Origin of the sequence: Vibrio sp. 10N.222.55.C7 (assembly GCF_041473335.1) — a bacterium.
GTDB classification, from domain to species: Bacteria; Pseudomonadota; Gammaproteobacteria; order Enterobacterales; family Vibrionaceae; genus Vibrio; species Vibrio crassostreae_C.
The window spans coordinates 1-18,244 of sequence record NZ_JBFRSC010000046.1 but is presented as its reverse complement, the minus strand read 5'-3'; the positions used below and the strand labels follow the sequence as shown (position 1 = coordinate 18,244).

Below are 18,244 nucleotides of genomic sequence, written 5' to 3'. Positions count from 1 at the left end.
GCGCTTGTTTCTGGTTTATTACTCGGTAGAATCAGCGCAAACCAATTTGCTGCACAAACTTTACTTCATACTATTTATGCCAAAACTAAATCTGCATCGCCGTGACTATGTTTCTATTTTAGGAGGCGACATCTCCGCAGACGAATTAGAAAAAAAGCTTCAGCCTCATTTTGAAAAGCCAGTAAATAAGCTGACACCTAGCCCCTACCTGACAGAAAAGAATCTCACACGTCGCTGGACAGCGCTCGATAATGCAGATTCACAGCAAGAACTGCTCGACCCTCATACACAAAGTCAGTTCCAAGCTTATGAGAAAAACATTGAGCACTTTATTGGCACCGTTAAAGTCCCTGTGGGAATATCTGGCCCTTTAAGAGTCAATGGCCTATTTGCTACGGGCGATTACCTCGTACCACTCGCGACCACAGAAGCTGCGCTTGTCGCGTCTTATAACCGTGGTTCTAAGCTGATTACGGCTTGTGGTGGCGCAAGTGCTATGTTGCTCAATGAAGGCGTAACACGTACTCCTGGCTTTGCATTTCAAGGATTAGTTGAAGCCGGACAGTTTGTGGCTTGGGCTGTGACTCAGTATGACCAGTTCAAGATCTTGGCAGAATCAACAACATCACACGGCAAGCTGACCGACATTAATATCAACATCGAAGGTAACCATGTTTACTTGGTGTTCGAATTTCTAACCGGAGACGCTTCTGGTCAGAATATGGTGACCATCGCAACCAATGCCGTGTTTGAGTACATCATCGAAAATACGCCAGTTAAGCCTGACCACGCTTTCCTTGATGGCAACTTGTCAGGCGATAAGAAAGCCAATACCCAAACCTTGCGCAGCGTTCGTGGCAAAAAGGTAACTGCTGAGGTTAATATCCCTGCAGAGCTTGTCGCGAAGTACCTACACACGACACCAGAGAAGATGGTCCAGTTTGGCCAAATGACCACAGTCGGTGGCGCTTTGAGTGGTACTATCGGTATCAATGCCCATTATGCGAATGCGTTGGCGGCACTCTATATCGCTTGTGGCCAAGACGCGGCCTGTGTCGCTGAGTCAGCGATTGGTATGACGCGTATGGAACTCAACAAAGAAGGCGGTTTATACGCTAGCGTGACACTGCCTAACTTAATGGTTGGGACTGTCGGCGGTGGTACCGGCTTGCCAAGTCAAAAAGCCTGTTTAGATTTACTTGGGCTGCATGGTAACGGTAAATCACAAGCACTCGCTGAAGTTTGTGCTGTACTGTGTTTAGCGGGTGAACTATCGATTGTGGGCGCATTTTGCGCAGGCCACTTTTCACGAGCGCACCATAAGCTAGCTCGTAAATAACCTTTATCCAATTTGGCTTGTTCGATTTTGTCGTTCATGCAAAATCACAAGCCAATCTGAATGCGTGAGTCATAAATGGATTACTTACACTTATCTAGGGTGAGCCTTAAGCACCTCACTGCGCTTCATATTATGCTGAACACCCACAGCGTCACTCAGACCTCAGAGCAACTCTGTGTCAGCCCTTCGAGTGTAAGCAAAACCCTGTCTCAGTTGCGTGACATCCTGAATGATGAGCTTTTCTATCGAGATGGTACCAAGCTTATCCCGACTCCCTTTGCTCTGAAGATAGCGCCCACTGTTCACGCAATTCTTTCAAGCATGAATGGACTGCTTCATCAAAAGAGTTTTACCCCTCAAGAGTACCAAGGCAGTTTTTCACTTTCGATGCGTGAAAGTACCTTCGAAGTATTTGCCTCTAAGATAAGTAAAATCACTACTGAACTGGCGCCAAACGCGAAGCTCAACATCTATTCGAAACAACAGCTCGGCTTCGATGCTTTACTCAGTGGCAAGGTCAATTTGATCTTGTTGCCTCATGATATATCTCAGCCGCCGACCGATAACAAAGAGCTGGTTTGGGAAACAATTCTTCCAGATGAAATGGTTTGTTTGATGGGCGCACACCACCCTCTCGCTCAGCAAGAACTGACGGTAGAAGGCTACTTAGATTACAAGCACATTGGGATTTTAGATAACGAACTGTCTCAGCCTTACTTTGAACAAAACTTGGTTCAATGCCACCAACCAAGAGAGATGGCAATATCGGTCGCGGACTTCGGCGCTGCGGCTGTGTTGTGTCACCACACACCTTTCCTGTTCACTTGCTCTAAACAGTGGGCTGAGCATGCTAAACAAGCTCAGGGCTTAGTGAGCAAGCCCTTGCCTTTTGATTACGGTAAGGTGGCGTATAGCTTGGTGTGGAACAAGCCCAACATGAATGATCAAGCGATCAAGTGGTTGTGTGACCTGTTTTTAGAAGCTTAATATTTTTAGAAACTTAACGTTCTTAGAAGCCGGATTGACCGCCTAAGAAACTTAAAGACTAGGTATAAACCTCAGGGGTTTGCATCGGTCTTTGAACTATGTTGTAGAGCTTATCGTGAAAGCTCTGCATCTGTTTTTCGGTGCATTTCGGCCAATCTAACGCGTCGCCAATGACACCATGATGCTGAAACGCATTCAGCCGAATTCGAATATCACTTGGTAGAGTCTTCAAGTAACGCCCCACTTGTTCAATTTCGTCCTCAAGATCGCTTTTATTTGGGATATGTAGCAACCTAACTTCGTGCAGTTTTCCTTTATCTGCTAAGTAGTTAATGGTTTCAAATACTCGATGGTTTCCTCTACCTACTAGCCATTGGTGTGTTTCAGATTGCCATGATTTTAGGTCAATCATCGCGCCATCAAGGTAAGGTAATACTCGCTCCCACCCTTGTTGAGGCAACGAGCCGTTACTGTCAATAAAACACGTTAAGTGTGCCAATTGCGGATCGCTTTTAATCGCTTGAAATAGCTCGATGATAAACGGCAATTGCATGGTCGCCTCACCACCTGAAACGGTGATACCACTCAGGAAGAACTGATTATGCCTAACCAGTTCAAGTACCTCGGATACCGTCATCGTGGTGATTTTGGGGCTCGACTTATGATCACAAATATCGACGCACTGATCGCAGTTGGTACACGCGACCGAATCCCACTTCACCTTACCATCTACAGAGCTTAATGCGCCGCTTGGACACCCACTTATGCAGTCTCCGCAATGGTTACAGTGATTAATAGTGTGTGGGTTATGGCAGGTTATACAATCGAAATTGCACCCTTGTAGAAACAGCACTAGGCGATTTCCCGGTCCATCAACACAAGAAAAGGTCAGCACACGGCTGACCTTCGCTTGTTTTTCTGTCTTATTATTTTTAACCCTAGCCATTTGAGTTGTTAGATCAGAAATTTTCATAATTCACATTGTTCGTATTCGAAACGCACAACACACGTTAAAGCTATTCGTATGTCGGCGACATCTCTAAACTCGCCACGCGTGGTTTACGCTCTAATATGCCCGTGTTCTTCGCAGCTTCGGCACCTAAAAAGGTGGTATTGGTGCGTGAGCCTTGCTCGTCATATTTGGCAATGTCAGATAGCTTAATCATGTAACCCGTGACACGAACCAAATCATTTGATGCAACGTTAGCCGTGAACTCTCGGTAACCCGCTTGAATCGCGCCTTTACACAGGTTAAACATCGCTTCAGGGTTAGATTTCACTGTTTCGTCGATGGTCAGAATGTCACTGATGCCCGAGGTGTAGAACTTATGGTGACCCGCGGTTGCACGAACGTAAGAGACAGGATCCGGTTCGGTACCATAAGGAATACGGACACCCGGCGTCACATCTTCATCTAAGCTAATACCGCCTTGAGCATGCAGCAGAGCTTTACCTTCTAACCCATACTTCACGTCAGAGCGTTCAACGATCTCAGCCAGCTTTTCAGAGATACGATGACCAAGCTGATTCGCCAGTTCATCGTGACCATAACGCCCTGCTTGACCTTCTTTCTCCAACAAGATGTTGACTGCTTCCGCCATGCCGTAAATACCAAACATTGGCGCAAAGCGATCCTCTTCGATCAAACCTTCTTTGGTTAAGAAGCCTTCGAAGAAGTTAGACTCTTCATGCAAGAAGCGGCTTCGAACGTTCATCAACTCAACCATGATGCCACTGTAGTTCGGCAATACTTGTTGTAAGAAATCAGCACTGTCCTCAGACTTCAACGCCACTTGCTTAAGGTTCATACGCACCAAGGTGTTTGAACCACCCGCTAACGGCAGAGAGTTGTAGCAGCTCACAATACCAAAACGCTTATCGCCGTAAGCCTCGGCATGCGCTGGATAGTTTGCAATATGTGGTTTACTGCATTCACAGATGTTGCTCGCCGCATGACGAAGTAGATCATCAGGTGTCACGGCTGGGTCGTACATAAAGGTTAAGTTTGGCGCGATCTGCTTCAATTCAGCGTCTACACGTAAAATCGTACGGCAGATAATGTTGTCTGTCGGGCCGATATTCACATGCATAAAGGCGTCTGGCAGTGTGCGATCCAACATGATCCAGAACAGCTTAATCTTTTGGTATACCTGCTCTTCTGTTAAGTCGCCCACGAAAGGCATCAACACATCATCCAACTGACCTAGGTAAACCGGAATTGAAGTGACAGACGGAACATGGTGGTAAAGGATGGTAAGCATGTTCAATGCTTCATCGAAGTTGGTTGCCGCGCTAAGCTCTAAATACTCTGAGCCTTGATGTAAGTATTTAGAATAATCTGGAAGTACATAGCGCGGCTTAAATGGGGCGTGCCCTTCAAACATGTCACACAGCACACCTTGTTGTAAGGCTTGCTCTACTTCTTTGCTTACCGGCATATACGGTAAGCTGGCTTCAGCTTCTAAGGCAAGATAGCTCGACTTCTGTTTTGGTGACAGGTTGGCATCTGAAATGATATTGCTAAAGCGTTGTTGTTGCTCTGAAAGTGGTGAAGAAGTAGATGACGCAGATTGGTGGCTCATGATTAAACCCTTAGTGTTGTTATGGGCTTATTTTATATCTCACCGTTATATTTCCACTAATGAAATGTATGCAAGACTACATTTCCAAAATGGAAATAAATAATTTGTAAATTAGCGGTGTTGAGTTTTCTATGAGCGAGATGAGAAACAGAGAAATAGAGAAATAGAGAAACCAGAGTTAGTAGTGAAGAAATGAGAAAGCGCTAATTCGTTCTGTTTAAAACGATAGCGCCAAAAAGAGAAAACCCACATAACTGACGTTAGAGTCGTTAATGTGGGTTTAGTAGTTTAAATGAGCATTCTGAATGCTAGCTCAAGGCATACACACGATTACAGATCTGGAAGCGCTTGTTTACGTCCAATACCCATTAATACCTTTAACTCTCCTTGTGGAGTGTCAATCGAGAACGGTGTAGAGACTTCAACTACTGCAAAGCCCGCTGCACTCAATACATTTTCTGAGCGCTGTTGGCTTACACCGTAGTCTTCACTGTCGCTTTCCAAGTACCAATCCCAGTGTACAAACGTACCGTCGTTTTCAAGCAGCGTGTAAATCAGACTGACTGTGTCTTGTAGGTTCGGGATAAAACCACACACCGAAGAGGCTACCACTAGGTCAAACTGGTTTCTGAATGCTGGATGCTGCGCTGCAAGTCCGCGCGATAAAATATCAACTACCGGTTCAACGTTAGGTAACTCTTTCTTATCTAACTCTTCAATCATCCCTTCAGAGATATCAAGTGCGATGATCTCTTTTGCTAAAGGAGATATTTTCTGGCTGAGTAGTCCTGTACCACAACCAAAATCAAGGACACGGGTTCCGTTTAAATCAACGAGCTGTGTTAACTGGTCAAATACGGATTGTGCGAATACTGCAGTTGCGGGATCTTTATCCCAATCAACGGCGTATTCGTCCCATTGTTTCGCCATCATGGCCTCCATCTTTACTTCTTGTAGGTTCGGAACTTCCCCAGAGTAAACCAAATTAGTCAATTCGTCATAGAGTTATCATGCAAAGATGGACTATTTCTAAGATAGTCAGCACAATATTCAGATAATATGCACCAACCCCCGCTCAATATGGAAATAAAATGAACCTTTCTCAAGTCCAAGCCTTTTGTTCCGTTGCTGATTTAGGATCAGTTTCTGAAGCTGCACGCCAGTTAGAATGCAACCGAACCAAACTCAGCATGTCGATTAAAGCATTGGAAAAAGAGTTAGATGTCGAGCTGTTCGTCCGCAGCGGAAACCACGTTGAGCTTTCAGAAGCGGGTAAAGCGATTTACAAAGATTGCGAAGGCATGTTGGTGACAGCCGCGCGTATTAAACAAACCTGCTTGCATGTTTCGGGCGAATTCAACGCAGAAATTTGGATAGCACGAGATGACTCCCTACCCGATGAAATGTGGCAGGACTTATCTCACGCCTTAAATAACAAGTACCCTTCTACCTCATTCAACTTCGTTCTCGCATCGAGCGGTGACTTAGCTAACCTAGTTGAAACTCAGCAAGTCGACTTCGCATTTGGTGTCGATTACGAACGCGTCGATGACCCAAGAATTATCTACAACCCGCTTGGTAAGATTCGAATGATGTCTGTATGTAAGAAAGGACATGATTTGAGTGCGATGCGACGAGTGTCTGATGAAGTACTGAGAAATTCGATGCAAGCAACCATGGTTTATCTTAATGAAAAGGATAATCCTGAGCTTGAGCCCTTCTCGCGTCGTTACATTGGCTTCTCTAGCTTCGACTTTATGTTGGATACGATTCTACGTGAAGAAGCATGGGGCGTAATGCCTGAGCCATTGATTCGCCATTTACTGCGTGAACAAGAGCTTGCCGTGATCAAACACACCTACGGTTTAACACAAGAAGACTACTGTATGTTTACCGCGGCTGGCATGGCAGAGCACCCAGGAATGAATTGGTTGGCCGACCAGCTTAGTGATTATTTGTTTGATTTCTAGTTCGCGCTTATTGCTTATCGTCGATAACAAAGGGAAAAACCACAAACAGCACTACTCCTAAAAGACCATCACGTGATCCACTAAATAGCGTCCGTCTTCTTCAACCAATACCATTTCAGCGACAAACTCACCTTTGGCGATGGTGTAAGCTTGTTTCCACACAAAGGCGATGGAGTCTGAACGTCTAAATAAAGTAACTTGCTCACGCTCAGCAAAAAAGCCATTACTGTGCTGATAATGGTGACACACCTTTTCTAAATATTCTGGCGTAACAATGTCTTTCATCCTTTGAGTAAAATCTCGACAGTGCTGTTCATGATCAACCTTAGTTGAACCATCCATCAGATTATCCATGATCGGGTTAGCAATCGCCCACAACTCATTATCACTGATATCGTCAAACTTCATATTGATTCACTCCTTGTCCATCGCAGTCGCAGTCAAATCTAGAAGACCAATAAGACCTTAGCGACTAATGTGTTTTATTAATCATAAACGATCCTATTTCAGTTGCACACCATCACCAAAAAAACACTCAACGTCAACTTTATTGACACCACACCCTGATCTTAAGTCACTGAATTTTATTGATTTATATGTTCGAATTAAATAAGACATATAAACATCATCAGATAAAGTTTGTAAAGTTAGCTCATTATTAGAACAATGAAGTTATCAAAAACATCTGGAAAATATTATGTGTGACAGGAAAAGCCAAAACGAAAATCGAGTACTATTGTTCTCAGCCCTTTTAGCATCGGGCTTCGCAATTGGCGGATTGGTGTTGGGTCTTCTCGTTGGCTCTCTGGTCATAGTATTTGACGGTGTCTATTCTCTTATCAGCTTACTGTTAACTTTATTGTCACTAGCTGCCTCGAAATACATCAATCGCCCTTCGGACACTGAGTTCCCGTTTGGTCGAGCTATCATCGAGCCGATTGTGATTGCGATTAAAGCCGTTGTGATTCTTCTTGTGGTTGGTTATTCACTTTACTCTGCGATTGGTGCCCTAATGACGGGTGGCCGTGAAGTTGATGCTTCTATCGCAACTCTGTTTGGTATTTTCAACGTACTGGGTTGTGGTTACGCTTGGTGGTACATCGCGAATAAGAGTAAACGTATTTCTTCAGGTCTGATTCAGGCTGAGTCTAAACAGTGGCAAATGGATACGCTACTGAGTGTAGCGGTAACCGCGGGTTTCGTAGCGGCTTGGTTAATTACTTTTTCTCCGCTTGCAGAATACGCAGTGTATGCCGACCCAATGATGATGTTGCTAATGTCTTTCTACTTCATCAAAGTGCCTTTCGACATGTTACGTGAGGCGATGCGCGAACTGCTTATGATGTCGGCAAACAAAGATATTTGTGATGCGGTAGATAAGAACGTTGTCGCGGTAGACAAAGAAGCGGATCAAGATTTAGAGCTAATGGGCGTGACTAAGGTTGGTCCTGAGCTAAGAATCAACGTTGATATTCATACCAATGACCAAGATGCAATTGCGGTTGATGATATTGAACGTACGCGCCGCCAACTTAAGCGACGCTTATCGAAGATGCCTTATGAGCTCCAATTGAATCTCAATATCGCGAGTTAAGAATCGAGAGTTAAAAAAAACAAGAATTAACCCATCAACCTCTGGTTAACTAAGACTCTGATTGAACCTTTTTAGAAGCCGACGCCGTAACCGTCGGCTTTTTGTCTCTGGTTACCCACCAGCAAGCTAAAGAGCCAATCGTCACCATACAAACGCCTTGCCAAAACGTCATGCTCAGTGACAAACCCAAAATCATAGAAGACAGTAAGGTCGCAAAAATAGGCGTGAAATAAGACATGGTCGCTAGGAAGACCATATTGCCGCCAAGTATCGCGGTATTCCAAAGTGCGTAACCTGCGCCCATACACACACCGGCTAACACTAAGTCAATTGCAGCACTGGTTGTCATCACCATGCCGGTTTCGTTACTCAATGCGTATTTGATCCACAAGGTGATTGCAGTCGCGATAAAGAACAGCACGATCGCATTCTGTCCTTTCGCCACTTTCTGAGTGTAATTACAGTAGACCGCCCAAATAATCGCGCCGAAAAACGCCATTGAATAGGTTTTAGGGTTGGTGGCAATATTGGCAGCGATTTGATCAACAGAAAGCCCCTGATCGCCACTGATACTCCAAGCCACACCAAAGAAGGCTAAGAAAATACTTGGGTAAACCAACCAGTTAATCTTTTTATCGCTGAGCAATACCGCGAACAACACCGTCAATGCAGGCCATAAGTAGTTGATAACGGCCATTTCCAAGGCTTGATGTCGGTTGTTTGCCATCCCTAAAGCCAGAGCTAAGAAGATCTCATAACAAACGAACAGAGCACCACCAATCAACAGGTATGACTTAGAAAACCGCGACAGCTTAGGTAACCCCATAACACAGACCAACAACAGTGAGCTCACTGTATAAAGACTGGCGGCGCCACCAATTGGGCCCAGTTGTTCTGATACGCTACGAGACAGCGCGATTAAGCAGCTCCAAAGTAAAATGGCAGCAATGCCGTAGCAGCTATGGCGATGAGATTTTAGCACGCCTCTTCCTTATTTTTATTGTAATGGGGTAATCAAAGCGAGCTTAAAACAAAGGTAGGCTTAAACGCCACTATCGATAACTTACAGTAAGTAAAAATAAGTAGCCGAGCACATAACTGTACTCGGCTATCAATCATTCACTCAAAAATCTAAAAGCAATTATGCCAATAACAGAGCTTGCAGGTCAGCCAGAGACTTAACCTGATAATGAGGGTTAATTCCGGCTGGCGTTGCCTTTTCTTGACTATTTAACCAACAGGTTTCAATACCAAAATCTAATCCGCCTAGAATATCGGAATGTGGGTTATCTCCGACCATCAATACTCGTTGTTTTGCTGGTAACCCGATCAGCTTATGGGCATATTCAAAAATTTGTGCATCCGGTTTGGCTACCCCAACCTCTTCAGAAATGATCACGTGATCAAAGTAATCCGTCATTCCTGTGCGTTCTAAACGGATTGACTGCAGCTCTGTAAAACCGTTAGTGATGATACCCATGTTCACTTTGCCTTTTAAAGACTCCACCAACTCTTGTGCACCCGGTAATAAAGAACAGATGTCCGCCATCGCCGTTAAAAATGCGCTGTTCAAAGCAGCAGTCGTTGTCTCTAGTTTCTCAGCCCAGCTTTCGAAGCGCGTGTGTTTCAGTTGGTCGGCGGTAATGCGACCATCTTGATAATCAACCCAAAGCGGCAAATTAACCTTTTGATAAGCCGAATAATCCTGTTCGCTGAAGTCCACACCAAAACGAGAAAACATCAGCTTCATTCCCTGATAAGCATCAAAATGGAACAAGGTTTCGTCTGCATCAAAGAATATCCAATCGTACTTCATTTTATTTCCTATTATTCGCGCTGTTGAGCACTGCCTACACTGTTTTTTTCGTTGTTCTTATCGCGGCCTAAAACGGCGAGGCATCACTTTACTCTCAAATTTGTGAGCCTGTATATAAATCTAATAATTTATAGAAAACAAGTCGCAAGTCATGATGTATCGCAAATTTTGCCACATATTAAACCAATACCATACAAGAAACACACGTACTGTACCGGGAGGTATTATGAAGCACTTTTTACCGTCATCTGTCATGCTCACCCCTTTTCTTGTCAAATACTATGATGAGGAGCCAGAAGACACCCTTGATTCTGAAGAGTCGCAAGATCCTCAAATTGAATGCAGTGATGACTCCGATAAAAAATCGACACCTGCCTAACCAGATCAACTTTCAGTGACAAATCTTAATTTTCATTGTTATAGAGCACCATTCTGCTCTTAGTGGAGCCCAGTTATCACGATCCATTAATGACAAAGAACACAGCCAAAAACCATGGAAACGATTGCTATATGAGCCCTATCACAACGACTAGTCACAAAGTGGTAGTTCGGAATCAAAGTTGTTCCAGATCAATGGTCGACCACTTGAATGCCGACAACATGTAGGAAATTAAAAATCATAATTAACGGAGTTTTCCAATGTCTACTGCATTTTACATCCCTACAATCAACTTCATGGGTACTGGCTGTCTGAAGGATGCTGCTGATAGCATTCAGTCTCAAGGCTTTAAAAAAGGTCTGATCGTTACTGATAAGATCCTGAATCAAATTGGCGTAGTTAAGCAGGTACAAGACCTTCTTAGCCAGCGTGGCGTAGACGCAGTTGTATTCGACGGCACTCAACCAAACCCAACCATCACTAACGTGAACGATGGTCTAGAATTGCTGACTGACAACGATTGTGATTTTGTTGTTTCTCTAGGTGGCGGTTCTCCACACGACTGTGCAAAAGGTATCGCTCTGGTTGCTTCTAACGGCGGCAAGATCGCAGATTACGAAGGCGTAGACCAATCTGAAAAGCCAATGATGCCATTGATTGCTATCAACACCACAGCTGGTACAGCATCTGAGATGACTCGTTTCTGCATCATTACTGACGAAGCTCGTCACATTAAGATGGCTATCGTTGATAAGCACACAACACCGCTTATCTCAGTAAACGATCCTGAGTTGATGCTTGCTAAACCTGCATCATTAACTGCTGCAACGGGCATGGACGCGTTAACGCACGCTATTGAAGCTTACGTTTCAATCGCAGCAACGCCAATTACCGACGCTGTAGCAATTAAAGCAATCGAACTTGTGCAAGCGCACCTAAGAACAGCAGTAACGCACGGCGAAGACATTGAAGCTCGCGAGCAGATGGCTTACGCACAGTTCATGGCGGGTATGGCATTCAACAACGCTTCTCTTGGTTATGTTCACGCAATGGCGCACCAACTGGGTGGTTTCTACGATCTTCCACACGGTGTATGTAACGCTATCTTGCTTCCACACGTTCAACGCTACAACGCGCAAGTTTGTCCTGAGCGTCTACGTGATGTTGCAAAAGCAATGGGCGTGAATGTTGAAGGCATGACAGCAGAACAAGGCGCAGAAGCGGCTATCAACGCGATTGTTCAACTAGCAAACGACGTGAACATCCCAACAGGTATCGCGCAACTTGGTGCGAAGCTTGAAGACATCCCTACTCTGTCTGACAACGCACTGAAAGATGCTTGTGGTTTCACTAACCCTAAACAAGCAACTCACGAAGAGATCTCAGCGATCTTCGAAGCGGCAATGTAATCTGCCATTAAGTCACTTATAAACTTATCGACAAACAGGCTCACCTACTGAGCCCGTTTTCTTTACCTGCCATATGTTATTCAAGTCTCTGTTTTGAATAGCCACTGATTAAGATAAATCTCTTTAAAAGTCGCATTGTCATAACTGCTTAGTTATAGTCAAACTATTGATACATAGAATGACAAACAGGTTCCATTGAGTCGTTGGATAGTTAACTCCTCATTATTAGCATCGCTCGTTTCCCACTCTGCCTTCGCGGAGGAACAGGATGAGTGTCACAGCCAACCGTTAGAAGACACGCGCGTCGAAAAAGCTGACCACTACCTAAACAGCAAGTTTTGTCAGCCCGCAATATGGTTCGATAACTTCTTTGTGGATGACCGTATTACCGAGGACGCCAGAGCCGGAACCTCTGTACGTTGGTATAATGATTTCATCTATTCTGAGGGCGGTGACGTGGATTATTCCACCAAGCTCAACGCACGCCTGCATTTACCCTTTGTCAGCAAAAGGCTTAAGCTAATCTACGAGTCTGTTGGCGATGAAGAATTCTTAGACTTCTTCCCACAAGATTCTGAAGAGTTAGAAAATGCACTTGGCCTTCGTTATGACGCCTATGCCAAGGGTTACAGTAGTTTCAATATCAAAGCGACATTACGCCCAAGAATAGAGGCTCGCTATCGTTTTACCTACCCGCTCACCACAGATGCAGTATTCCGGCTAACCCAACGTGTGTATCAAGAGAAGAAAGAGACGGGAGAGATCACTGATATCGATTTTGACCTCTCTTTGAGTGACGATTTCTTAGCGCGTTGGTCTAACTTTGCTGGCTATAACGATGACCTCAAAGGCTGGGAGTATGGTACGGGCATTACCTTGTACCATTACCTTTCTCAAGACCAAGCTCTGTAATACAGCGCCACGATAACCGCGACCAGCGAACCGTATAACCACAACGAATATTCGCAAGTGTCGGTAACGTATAGAGAAAATGTATGGAAGGAATGGCTGTTTTACGAGGTCACCCCGCGTTACCAGTGGGAACGAGAGCCTTACGAGAAACACACGGAGAAGCCAACATCACCCTTAGGCTTGAAGTCTTGTTCAACAATGTCTAGTGAGTGTTTGTGAGATTGGGGCATCGTTAGATAGAAAACGAGGCACAAAAAAGCACATCATGTGATGTGCTTTTTCAGTTCTATATAAGGCTTAAACTGTAGTCTTAACCTTTGTAATTTCTTACTCGCGCCGCTTCTGCTTCACGTTTATCGACAACCGTCTTACCGATTGGCGCCAGCGAGATAACCGCTAATTTAAGGTGCTGAATCGCGAACGGAATACCGATGATGGTAATGAAACACGCCACAGCTGACATGATGTGACCAATCGCTAGCCAGATACCCGCAAATAAGAACCAAATCACGTTACCAATCACGCCTAGCGGGCTCGTGCCGATGTCCATTTCATTGGTTAGCTCGTCACGCGAAATCGCTTCCTGACCAAATGGGAAGAATGAGAAGTTACCCATAACGAAACACGCTCTACCCCATGGAATACCAACGATGGTTAGGAATGCGAGCAGTCCGAAGAACCACCAAGCTAGTCCCATAAATACGCCACCGAACAGAAACCAAATGATGTTTCCTATTGTTTTCATTCTGTATTCTCCAAATCTTTAAATGCTGTTTATTTGATATGCCGAGTAAGGCAATGCTTGTTCTAATAGGTTCATTATTGTTGAACCTTTATGAACCGTTTATGAATCACTTACATTTTATGTGATTGATATACACCACGGTTCTCTAAATCTACATAGGGCTAAACCCATTTATTTGATACCATACACTTAGATTTTTAGTACCAAAAAGCTAAACAGACTCAACAACGAATTTAAGGCCGAATTTATGAATAACACTGAGCAACCTAAAAAGAAAATGAAAAACTGGGTGCCAATCGTCTTCTTCGGACTTCTCAGTACGGTTCCAGTGTTCATGTTCTTAGTTGATGTGTACATCAACCAGTATATGTAACAGAGCCGGACATCCTAGCTATATAAATGGATATAAGAACCCTTTCCTGTATCCATTTCAGTTCCAATTAGATCAGTTCTTCTGCAGTCAGCTCTTCTGTAATCAAATCAACTTTTCCGTAATCAAATCAGCTCTTCGTTAATAAAATCAAGAATGTCGATCAGCTCATGATCAGGCAGATTCAGTAAATTATCCCCTACATACCATTCAATCTTACATTGATTTGGCAGTTCGCTGATCGCTGGGTTTCCTATCCAAACCTTGTGTTTCTTCGCGATGTTATCTCTCACGATAATGCCGTCTTCGTAACTCACAGGTAAATAGAGATGAAGCATGTTGACCTGCGGTTGTTGTGGGTTAACCGTAAACTGAGGGTAATCTTGTAAGATTTGATAAACCTGTTTGGTTCGTTCGTATAAAGCAGGCATCAGCTCTAATCGCTCATCAAACTGCATTGCCGCTGAAACCACATAAGGCGTTCGGTGATAAACATTGCCACCTTGGCGCTTCATCCACGCCGATGCTTTCGCGACAAAGGCTTTATCGCCCAACAATAACGAACCACCAAGGCCATTGAGACCTTTGTACAGCGAAACATAAGCACTATCGAAGCCCTGAGCAATCTCGCTGTATGGCTTTTGATAATACGCGCCGCATTCCCACAAACGTGCACCGTCCATATGAAGGTGAATCGATTGTTCTTTGCAGTATTGCTTTATAGCTTCAAGCTCTTCCCACTCTGGCAATTGACCGCCAATTTCGCGCATCGGTAATTCATAAAGAGCGGCTGCAATCTCATCAGGCCATGCCTTTAAGTCATCAACATTCCAAGTGCGAAATACATTGCCGACCGGAAGCACGTTGAAACGATTTTGGAGCTGATACCCTTGGCGTTCATGGCGAATGATATGACTCGACTCATGCATCGCTACTACCGGGTTTCTTTTCTCTTGGCAGGCAATTTCTAATGCTGTGGGTTGATTCATGGTGCCGGTAATAACAAACACGGCGGCTTCATAACCAAGCAGCTCTGCGACCTTATTTTCAAAGCTCTCGATAAACTCGCCATCACCGTAGCTATCATGGCTCACATTGTGTGTTTCACACCATTCAGCCATCTGAGCGAATGTTTGTGCTGGTGTCGGTTCTAGATGACCAGAAAGCAACAAATCACATTGTTGACGCAAGTCCATGCTCATAGTTTTTCCTTTATTCATTATCGTTCTATGTAGGGTTATTGGATTATTTACGTTACCCGCCAACGGTGACATAAAATGCCCATATTCGCTTTTACTATTCGTGAATAATTAGTTTTACTCAGTCATCGGCTACTTGCGCCTGAAAGACACAAAATAACTGGTGTCTTATAGAATTAAACGCAGAAAGCACACGTATCTAAACAAAGAAGTATGGGCTAATTCGTTGTTGTTCAACCATTCTTCTATTATTGTATAACTATAATTCCAATAAATATTATTCGTTAATGGACAAAGAGGGCTATATGTCGAAAAATCGAGTCTTGGTGCTATTCGCCCACCCTTCTCAACATCGTTCTGAAGCAAACAAACCCTTATTTGAACAAGCCAAACGCGTTGACGGTGTTACCTGTGTCGATCTCTATGCCGAGTATCCGACATTTAAAATCAACATCGACCGTGAACAGAAACGCCTGTTAGACCATGACATCATCATTTTTCAGTTCCCTTTGTATTGGTACTCAACACCGGCAATTCTTAAAGAGTGGCAAGACCTTGTTCTCGAATACGGCTTCGCCTACGGCGCCGATGGCAATGAACTACAGGGTAAAAACTTATTATGTAGCATTACTGCAGGTGGCAAGAAAGACGCCTACCAAAGTGATGGTTACAACCATTTCACTATTAGAGAGCTGCTTCATCCAATCGAACAAACCGCTTCTCTGTGTGGGATGAACTATCTCGCGCCCTTTGCGTTATTTGGCTCGCGTACCGCTTTGGAAGAAAATCGCATCCAAGAGCATGTCGATAGCTATAAAGTGCTGCTAGAGGCGTTGGTTGCCGGCAAGATCAATATCAAGAAAGCCGGCAAAGCAGAAAAACTCAACCACTACGTAGAAGAACTAATGGCAGAGGTTAAATAATGACGGGATATTTTCTACAAGCGTTTATCTACTTAGTCGCAGCAGTTATTGCCGTGCCTATTGCCAAAAGGCTTGGTCTTGGTTCTGTATTGGGTTATCTCATTGCTGGTGTTGTGATTGGCCCAATCATAGGTTTAGTGGGTGAAGAGACCACAACCATCCAACACTTTGCCGAGTTCGGCGTGGTTATGATGCTGTTCTTGGTTGGCCTTGAACTTGAACCTAAGATGCTTTGGGCAATGAGAAACCGACTTATGGGGCTGGGTGGCCTGCAAGTTGGTGGTACGACCGCGATTGTAATGGGTATCGCCCTTTTCTTCGGACAACCTTGGACCATTGCGCTGACTATCGGTTTGATCTTCGCACTGTCATCTACCGCGATTGTTCTCCAAACCTTTAACGAAAAAGGGCTATCCAAAACAGAAGGCGGCAAGAACGCTTTCTCTGTTCTGCTTTTCCAAGATATTGCCGTCATCCCTATGTTGGCGTTCATTCCTCTATTAGCGTTGCCAGAATTAATTGAAGCTGCACAAAGCGCGGTCGCTTCGGCTTCTGATCACCATGAAGAGTTAAGCCTTGTTGCTGGCCTACCCGGTTGGGCTTATGGACTTGTGATCACAGCATCTATTGCGATTGTTGTGGTCGGCGGACACTTCTTGAGTCGTCCACTGTTCCGCTTCGTGGCAAGCTCAGGCCTGCGTGAAATCTTTACTGCAACCGCACTGATGTTGGTGATTGGTATTGCTGCACTGATGAGCCTAGTCGGCCTATCACCCGCTTTGGGTACCTTCCTTGCGGGAGTGGTTTTAGCGAACAGTGAATTCCGCCACGAGCTTGAGTCTAATATCGACCCGTTTAAAGGGCTACTACTTGGTTTGTTCTTCATTACCGTTGGTGCTGGCATCAATTTTGATGTTCTATTCAACGACTTTGGTTTGATCATTGGCCTCACCCTTGGCGTTATGCTTCTTAAAGCCTTAGTCCTGTTTACGTTGGCATTAATCTTCAAAATCAAAAACAGTGACCGTTGGTTGTTTACATTGAGCTTGGCACAAGCCGGTGAGTTTGGTTTTGTACTACTGAGCTTCTCAGCTCAAAACCACGTATTACCTGCAGACATCGTCCAAACATTGTCGCTGGTTGTGGCACTTTCAATGTTCCTAACACCAGGGCTGTTCATTCTATTTGATAAAGTGATTCTGCCGCGTTACGAACAAAAATCTAACGACCGCGAAGAAGATACCATCGAAGAGAAAGGTACCGTTATCATTGCGGGCATTGGTCGATTCGGTCAAATCGTTAACCGCTTGCTGGTGTCGAACGATGTCAATACGGTGGTTCTGGATCACCAAGCGAACCAAGTAGACTTGCTGCGCTCTATCAATATCAAATCTTACTTTGGTGATGCGACTCGTCACGACTTATTGCATACCGCCGGAATCGAAGAAGCCGCGATGCTAGTAGTGGCAATCGACAACCAAGACTCAAGCGTTGAATTAGTGAAATACGTTAAACACACCTACCCTAAAGTGAAAATCTTAGCCCGCGCATTCGACCGAGGTCATAGTTATCGCCTAAGAGAAGCGGGGGCAGACTTTGTTGAATCAGAGACCTACCATTCTGCTCTTGAAATGGGCGCTGAAGCCTTGCGTTCTTTGGGTCATCACCCATTCTTCGTCGAGCAGCAAAAATCGACTTATCAACGCGTTGAGAGCCGTAAGTCTGAAAAGCTTTACCAAGCTTGGTCTGAAGCGGAAGAGAACCCACGCTACGACAACAACTACCGACAAATCTTCATTCACCTTGAAGAAGCAATGAAAGAAGATATGAAAAAAGACCGTTCGGATAAGCACTCTCGCTCTGAACGTGGTTGGACCCCTCCGCCGAAGGGCTATGCTGATGGCTTTGAGGAAGACGAGTCTTAAACAGAAGTCTAAGCTACAGCTTTAGATGACCATGCTATTCAACCATCAAAAGCGGCTATTTAAGCCGCTTTTTCTTGGTTCATCGCGGATTAGC

17 protein-coding genes and 1 pseudogene are annotated in these 18,244 nt (G+C 44.5%); 10 read left to right on the top strand and 8 right to left on the bottom strand.

Features of this window, described 5'->3' with window-relative positions:
* Positions 1-76: 76 nt before the first annotated feature.
* Together AB4482_RS16310 and AB4482_RS16305 are read left to right on the top strand one after the other, a co-directional pair.
* On the top strand, positions 77-1,339 hold the full coding sequence (locus tag AB4482_RS16310; RefSeq protein WP_372058274.1) for a hydroxymethylglutaryl-CoA reductase: 1,263 nt from the start codon (positions 77-79) through the stop codon (positions 1,337-1,339).
* Positions 1,340-1,414: 75 nt separating this feature from the next.
* Positions 1,415-2,326: a LysR family transcriptional regulator gene (locus AB4482_RS16305; protein WP_017060895.1), complete on the top strand. Its 912-nt coding sequence runs from the start codon at positions 1,415-1,417 to the stop codon at positions 2,324-2,326.
* A 58-nt stretch (positions 2,327-2,384) separates the two neighbouring features.
* Here AB4482_RS16305 and AB4482_RS16300 read toward each other — a convergent pair whose 3' ends face one another.
* The 3 genes from AB4482_RS16300 to AB4482_RS16290 all read right to left on the bottom strand — a co-directional run bounded on the left by AB4482_RS16300 (position 2,385) and on the right by AB4482_RS16290 (position 5,838).
* The gene (locus tag AB4482_RS16300) at positions 2,385-3,299 is read right to left on the bottom strand and encodes a YjjW family glycine radical enzyme activase (RefSeq protein WP_372181210.1); all 915 of its coding nucleotides are present in this window, start codon (positions 3,297-3,299) and stop codon (positions 2,385-2,387) included.
* A 43-nt stretch (positions 3,300-3,342) separates the two neighbouring features.
* On the bottom strand, positions 3,343-4,908 hold the full coding sequence (locus AB4482_RS16295) for a YjjI family glycine radical enzyme (RefSeq protein WP_372133251.1): 1,566 nt from the start codon (positions 4,906-4,908) through the stop codon (positions 3,343-3,345).
* 330 nt (positions 4,909-5,238) lie between these two features.
* Positions 5,239-5,838: a class I SAM-dependent methyltransferase gene (locus AB4482_RS16290; protein WP_372181209.1), complete on the bottom strand. Its 600-nt coding sequence runs from the start codon at positions 5,836-5,838 to the stop codon at positions 5,239-5,241.
* Positions 5,839-5,999: 161 nt separating this feature from the next.
* Here AB4482_RS16290 and AB4482_RS16285 point away from each other — a divergent pair, with 161 nt between their 5' ends.
* The gene (locus tag AB4482_RS16285) at positions 6,000-6,878 is read left to right on the top strand and encodes a LysR family transcriptional regulator (RefSeq protein ID WP_016797108.1); all 879 of its coding nucleotides are present in this window, start codon (positions 6,000-6,002) and stop codon (positions 6,876-6,878) included.
* Between the two features lie 57 nt (positions 6,879-6,935).
* Here AB4482_RS16285 and AB4482_RS16280 read toward each other — a convergent pair whose 3' ends face one another.
* Positions 6,936-7,286 carry a hypothetical protein gene (locus AB4482_RS16280; protein WP_017065904.1) on the bottom strand — a complete coding sequence of 117 codons (351 nt, stop codon included), beginning with the start codon at positions 7,284-7,286 and terminating at the stop codon, positions 6,936-6,938.
* Between the two features lie 289 nt (positions 7,287-7,575).
* Between AB4482_RS16280 and AB4482_RS16275 the strand changes: the two genes are divergently transcribed.
* Positions 7,576-8,472, top strand: a complete 897-nt coding sequence (locus tag AB4482_RS16275; RefSeq protein WP_102428335.1) for a cation diffusion facilitator family transporter — start codon at positions 7,576-7,578, stop codon at positions 8,470-8,472.
* 49 nt (positions 8,473-8,521) lie between these two features.
* On the opposite strand, the gene yddG is transcribed toward AB4482_RS16275, so the two are convergent.
* Together yddG and yjjG are read right to left on the bottom strand one after the other, a co-directional pair.
* Entirely contained in the window at positions 8,522-9,454 is a 933-nt protein-coding gene (gene yddG, locus AB4482_RS16270) for an aromatic amino acid DMT transporter YddG (RefSeq protein WP_017060901.1), read from the bottom strand.
* A gap of 159 nt (positions 9,455-9,613) precedes the next feature.
* Positions 9,614-10,288 (bottom strand): pyrimidine 5'-nucleotidase, encoded by a 675-nt coding sequence (yjjG, locus tag AB4482_RS16265; protein ID WP_372181207.1) that lies wholly within the window; start codon positions 10,286-10,288, stop codon positions 9,614-9,616.
* A 226-nt stretch (positions 10,289-10,514) separates the two neighbouring features.
* Between yjjG and AB4482_RS16260 the strand changes: the two genes are divergently transcribed.
* The 3 genes and pseudogenes from AB4482_RS16260 to AB4482_RS16250 all read left to right on the top strand — a co-directional run bounded on the left by AB4482_RS16260 (position 10,515) and on the right by AB4482_RS16250 (position 13,194).
* Complete coding sequence (locus tag AB4482_RS16260; protein ID WP_197275882.1) at positions 10,515-10,667, top strand: hypothetical protein; 153 nt, start codon at positions 10,515-10,517, stop codon at positions 10,665-10,667.
* A 260-nt stretch (positions 10,668-10,927) separates the two neighbouring features.
* Positions 10,928-12,076, top strand: coding sequence for an L-threonine dehydrogenase (gene yiaY / locus AB4482_RS16255; protein WP_017064788.1), 1,149 nt, complete (start codon positions 10,928-10,930; stop codon positions 12,074-12,076).
* A gap of 195 nt (positions 12,077-12,271) precedes the next feature.
* Positions 12,272-13,194: pseudogene (locus tag AB4482_RS16250) on the top strand (hypothetical protein).
* Positions 13,195-13,298: 104 nt separating this feature from the next.
* On the opposite strand, the gene AB4482_RS16245 reads toward AB4482_RS16250, so the two are convergent.
* Complete coding sequence (locus AB4482_RS16245) at positions 13,299-13,733, bottom strand: YccF domain-containing protein (RefSeq protein ID WP_004730224.1); 435 nt, start codon at positions 13,731-13,733, stop codon at positions 13,299-13,301.
* A gap of 247 nt (positions 13,734-13,980) precedes the next feature.
* On the opposite strand from AB4482_RS16245, the gene AB4482_RS16240 reads away from it, so the two are divergent.
* Positions 13,981-14,106: a hypothetical protein gene (locus AB4482_RS16240; protein ID WP_017060906.1), complete on the top strand. Its 126-nt coding sequence runs from the start codon at positions 13,981-13,983 to the stop codon at positions 14,104-14,106.
* A 122-nt stretch (positions 14,107-14,228) separates the two neighbouring features.
* Here the strand turns inward: AB4482_RS16240 and AB4482_RS16235 are convergent, their stop codons facing one another.
* A complete protein-coding gene (locus tag AB4482_RS16235) occupies positions 14,229-15,305 on the bottom strand; it encodes a low specificity L-threonine aldolase (protein WP_102319832.1) in 1,077 nt (358 codons plus the stop codon).
* A gap of 302 nt (positions 15,306-15,607) precedes the next feature.
* Here AB4482_RS16235 and AB4482_RS16230 point away from each other — a divergent pair, with 302 nt between their 5' ends.
* Both AB4482_RS16230 and AB4482_RS16225 read left to right on the top strand, forming a co-directional pair.
* On the top strand, positions 15,608-16,225 hold the full coding sequence (locus AB4482_RS16230) for an NAD(P)H-dependent oxidoreductase (RefSeq protein ID WP_372181206.1): 618 nt from the start codon (positions 15,608-15,610) through the stop codon (positions 16,223-16,225).
* A complete protein-coding gene (locus AB4482_RS16225; RefSeq protein WP_372181205.1) occupies positions 16,225-18,150 on the top strand; it encodes a monovalent cation:proton antiporter-2 (CPA2) family protein in 1,926 nt (641 codons plus the stop codon). Before AB4482_RS16230 ends, AB4482_RS16225 begins: the two co-directional genes overlap by 1 nt.
* Positions 18,151-18,244 lie beyond the last annotated feature (94 nt).

Coding starts and splice junctions, on each gene's coding strand:
- AB4482_RS16310 (WP_372058274.1), top strand. CDS start 77: ATGCCAAAACTAAATCTGCATCGCCGTGACTATGTTTCTATTTTAGGA.
- AB4482_RS16285 (WP_016797108.1), top strand. CDS start 6,000: ATGAACCTTTCTCAAGTCCAAGCCTTTTGTTCCGTTGCTGATTTAGGA.
- AB4482_RS16260 (WP_197275882.1), top strand. CDS start 10,515: ATGAAGCACTTTTTACCGTCATCTGTCATGCTCACCCCTTTTCTTGTC.
- AB4482_RS16305 (WP_017060895.1), top strand. CDS start 1,415: ATGGATTACTTACACTTATCTAGGGTGAGCCTTAAGCACCTCACTGCG.
- AB4482_RS16240 (WP_017060906.1), top strand. CDS start 13,981: ATGAATAACACTGAGCAACCTAAAAAGAAAATGAAAAACTGGGTGCCA.
- AB4482_RS16245 (WP_004730224.1), bottom strand. CDS start 13,733: ATGAAAACAATAGGAAACATCATTTGGTTTCTGTTCGGTGGCGTATTT.
- yiaY (WP_017064788.1), top strand. CDS start 10,928: ATGTCTACTGCATTTTACATCCCTACAATCAACTTCATGGGTACTGGC.
- yjjG (WP_372181207.1), bottom strand. CDS start 10,288: ATGAAGTACGATTGGATATTCTTTGATGCAGACGAAACCTTGTTCCAT.
- AB4482_RS16230 (WP_372181206.1), top strand. CDS start 15,608: ATGTCGAAAAATCGAGTCTTGGTGCTATTCGCCCACCCTTCTCAACAT.
- AB4482_RS16225 (WP_372181205.1), top strand. CDS start 16,225: ATGACGGGATATTTTCTACAAGCGTTTATCTACTTAGTCGCAGCAGTT.
- AB4482_RS16280 (WP_017065904.1), bottom strand. CDS start 7,286: ATGAAGTTTGACGATATCAGTGATAATGAGTTGTGGGCGATTGCTAAC.
- AB4482_RS16290 (WP_372181209.1), bottom strand. CDS start 5,838: ATGGCGAAACAATGGGACGAATACGCCGTTGATTGGGATAAAGATCCC.
- AB4482_RS16235 (WP_102319832.1), bottom strand. CDS start 15,305: ATGAGCATGGACTTGCGTCAACAATGTGATTTGTTGCTTTCTGGTCAT.
- AB4482_RS16300 (WP_372181210.1), bottom strand. CDS start 3,299: ATGAAAATTTCTGATCTAACAACTCAAATGGCTAGGGTTAAAAATAAT.
- AB4482_RS16295 (WP_372133251.1), bottom strand. CDS start 4,908: ATGAGCCACCAATCTGCGTCATCTACTTCTTCACCACTTTCAGAGCAA.
- AB4482_RS16275 (WP_102428335.1), top strand. CDS start 7,576: ATGTGTGACAGGAAAAGCCAAAACGAAAATCGAGTACTATTGTTCTCA.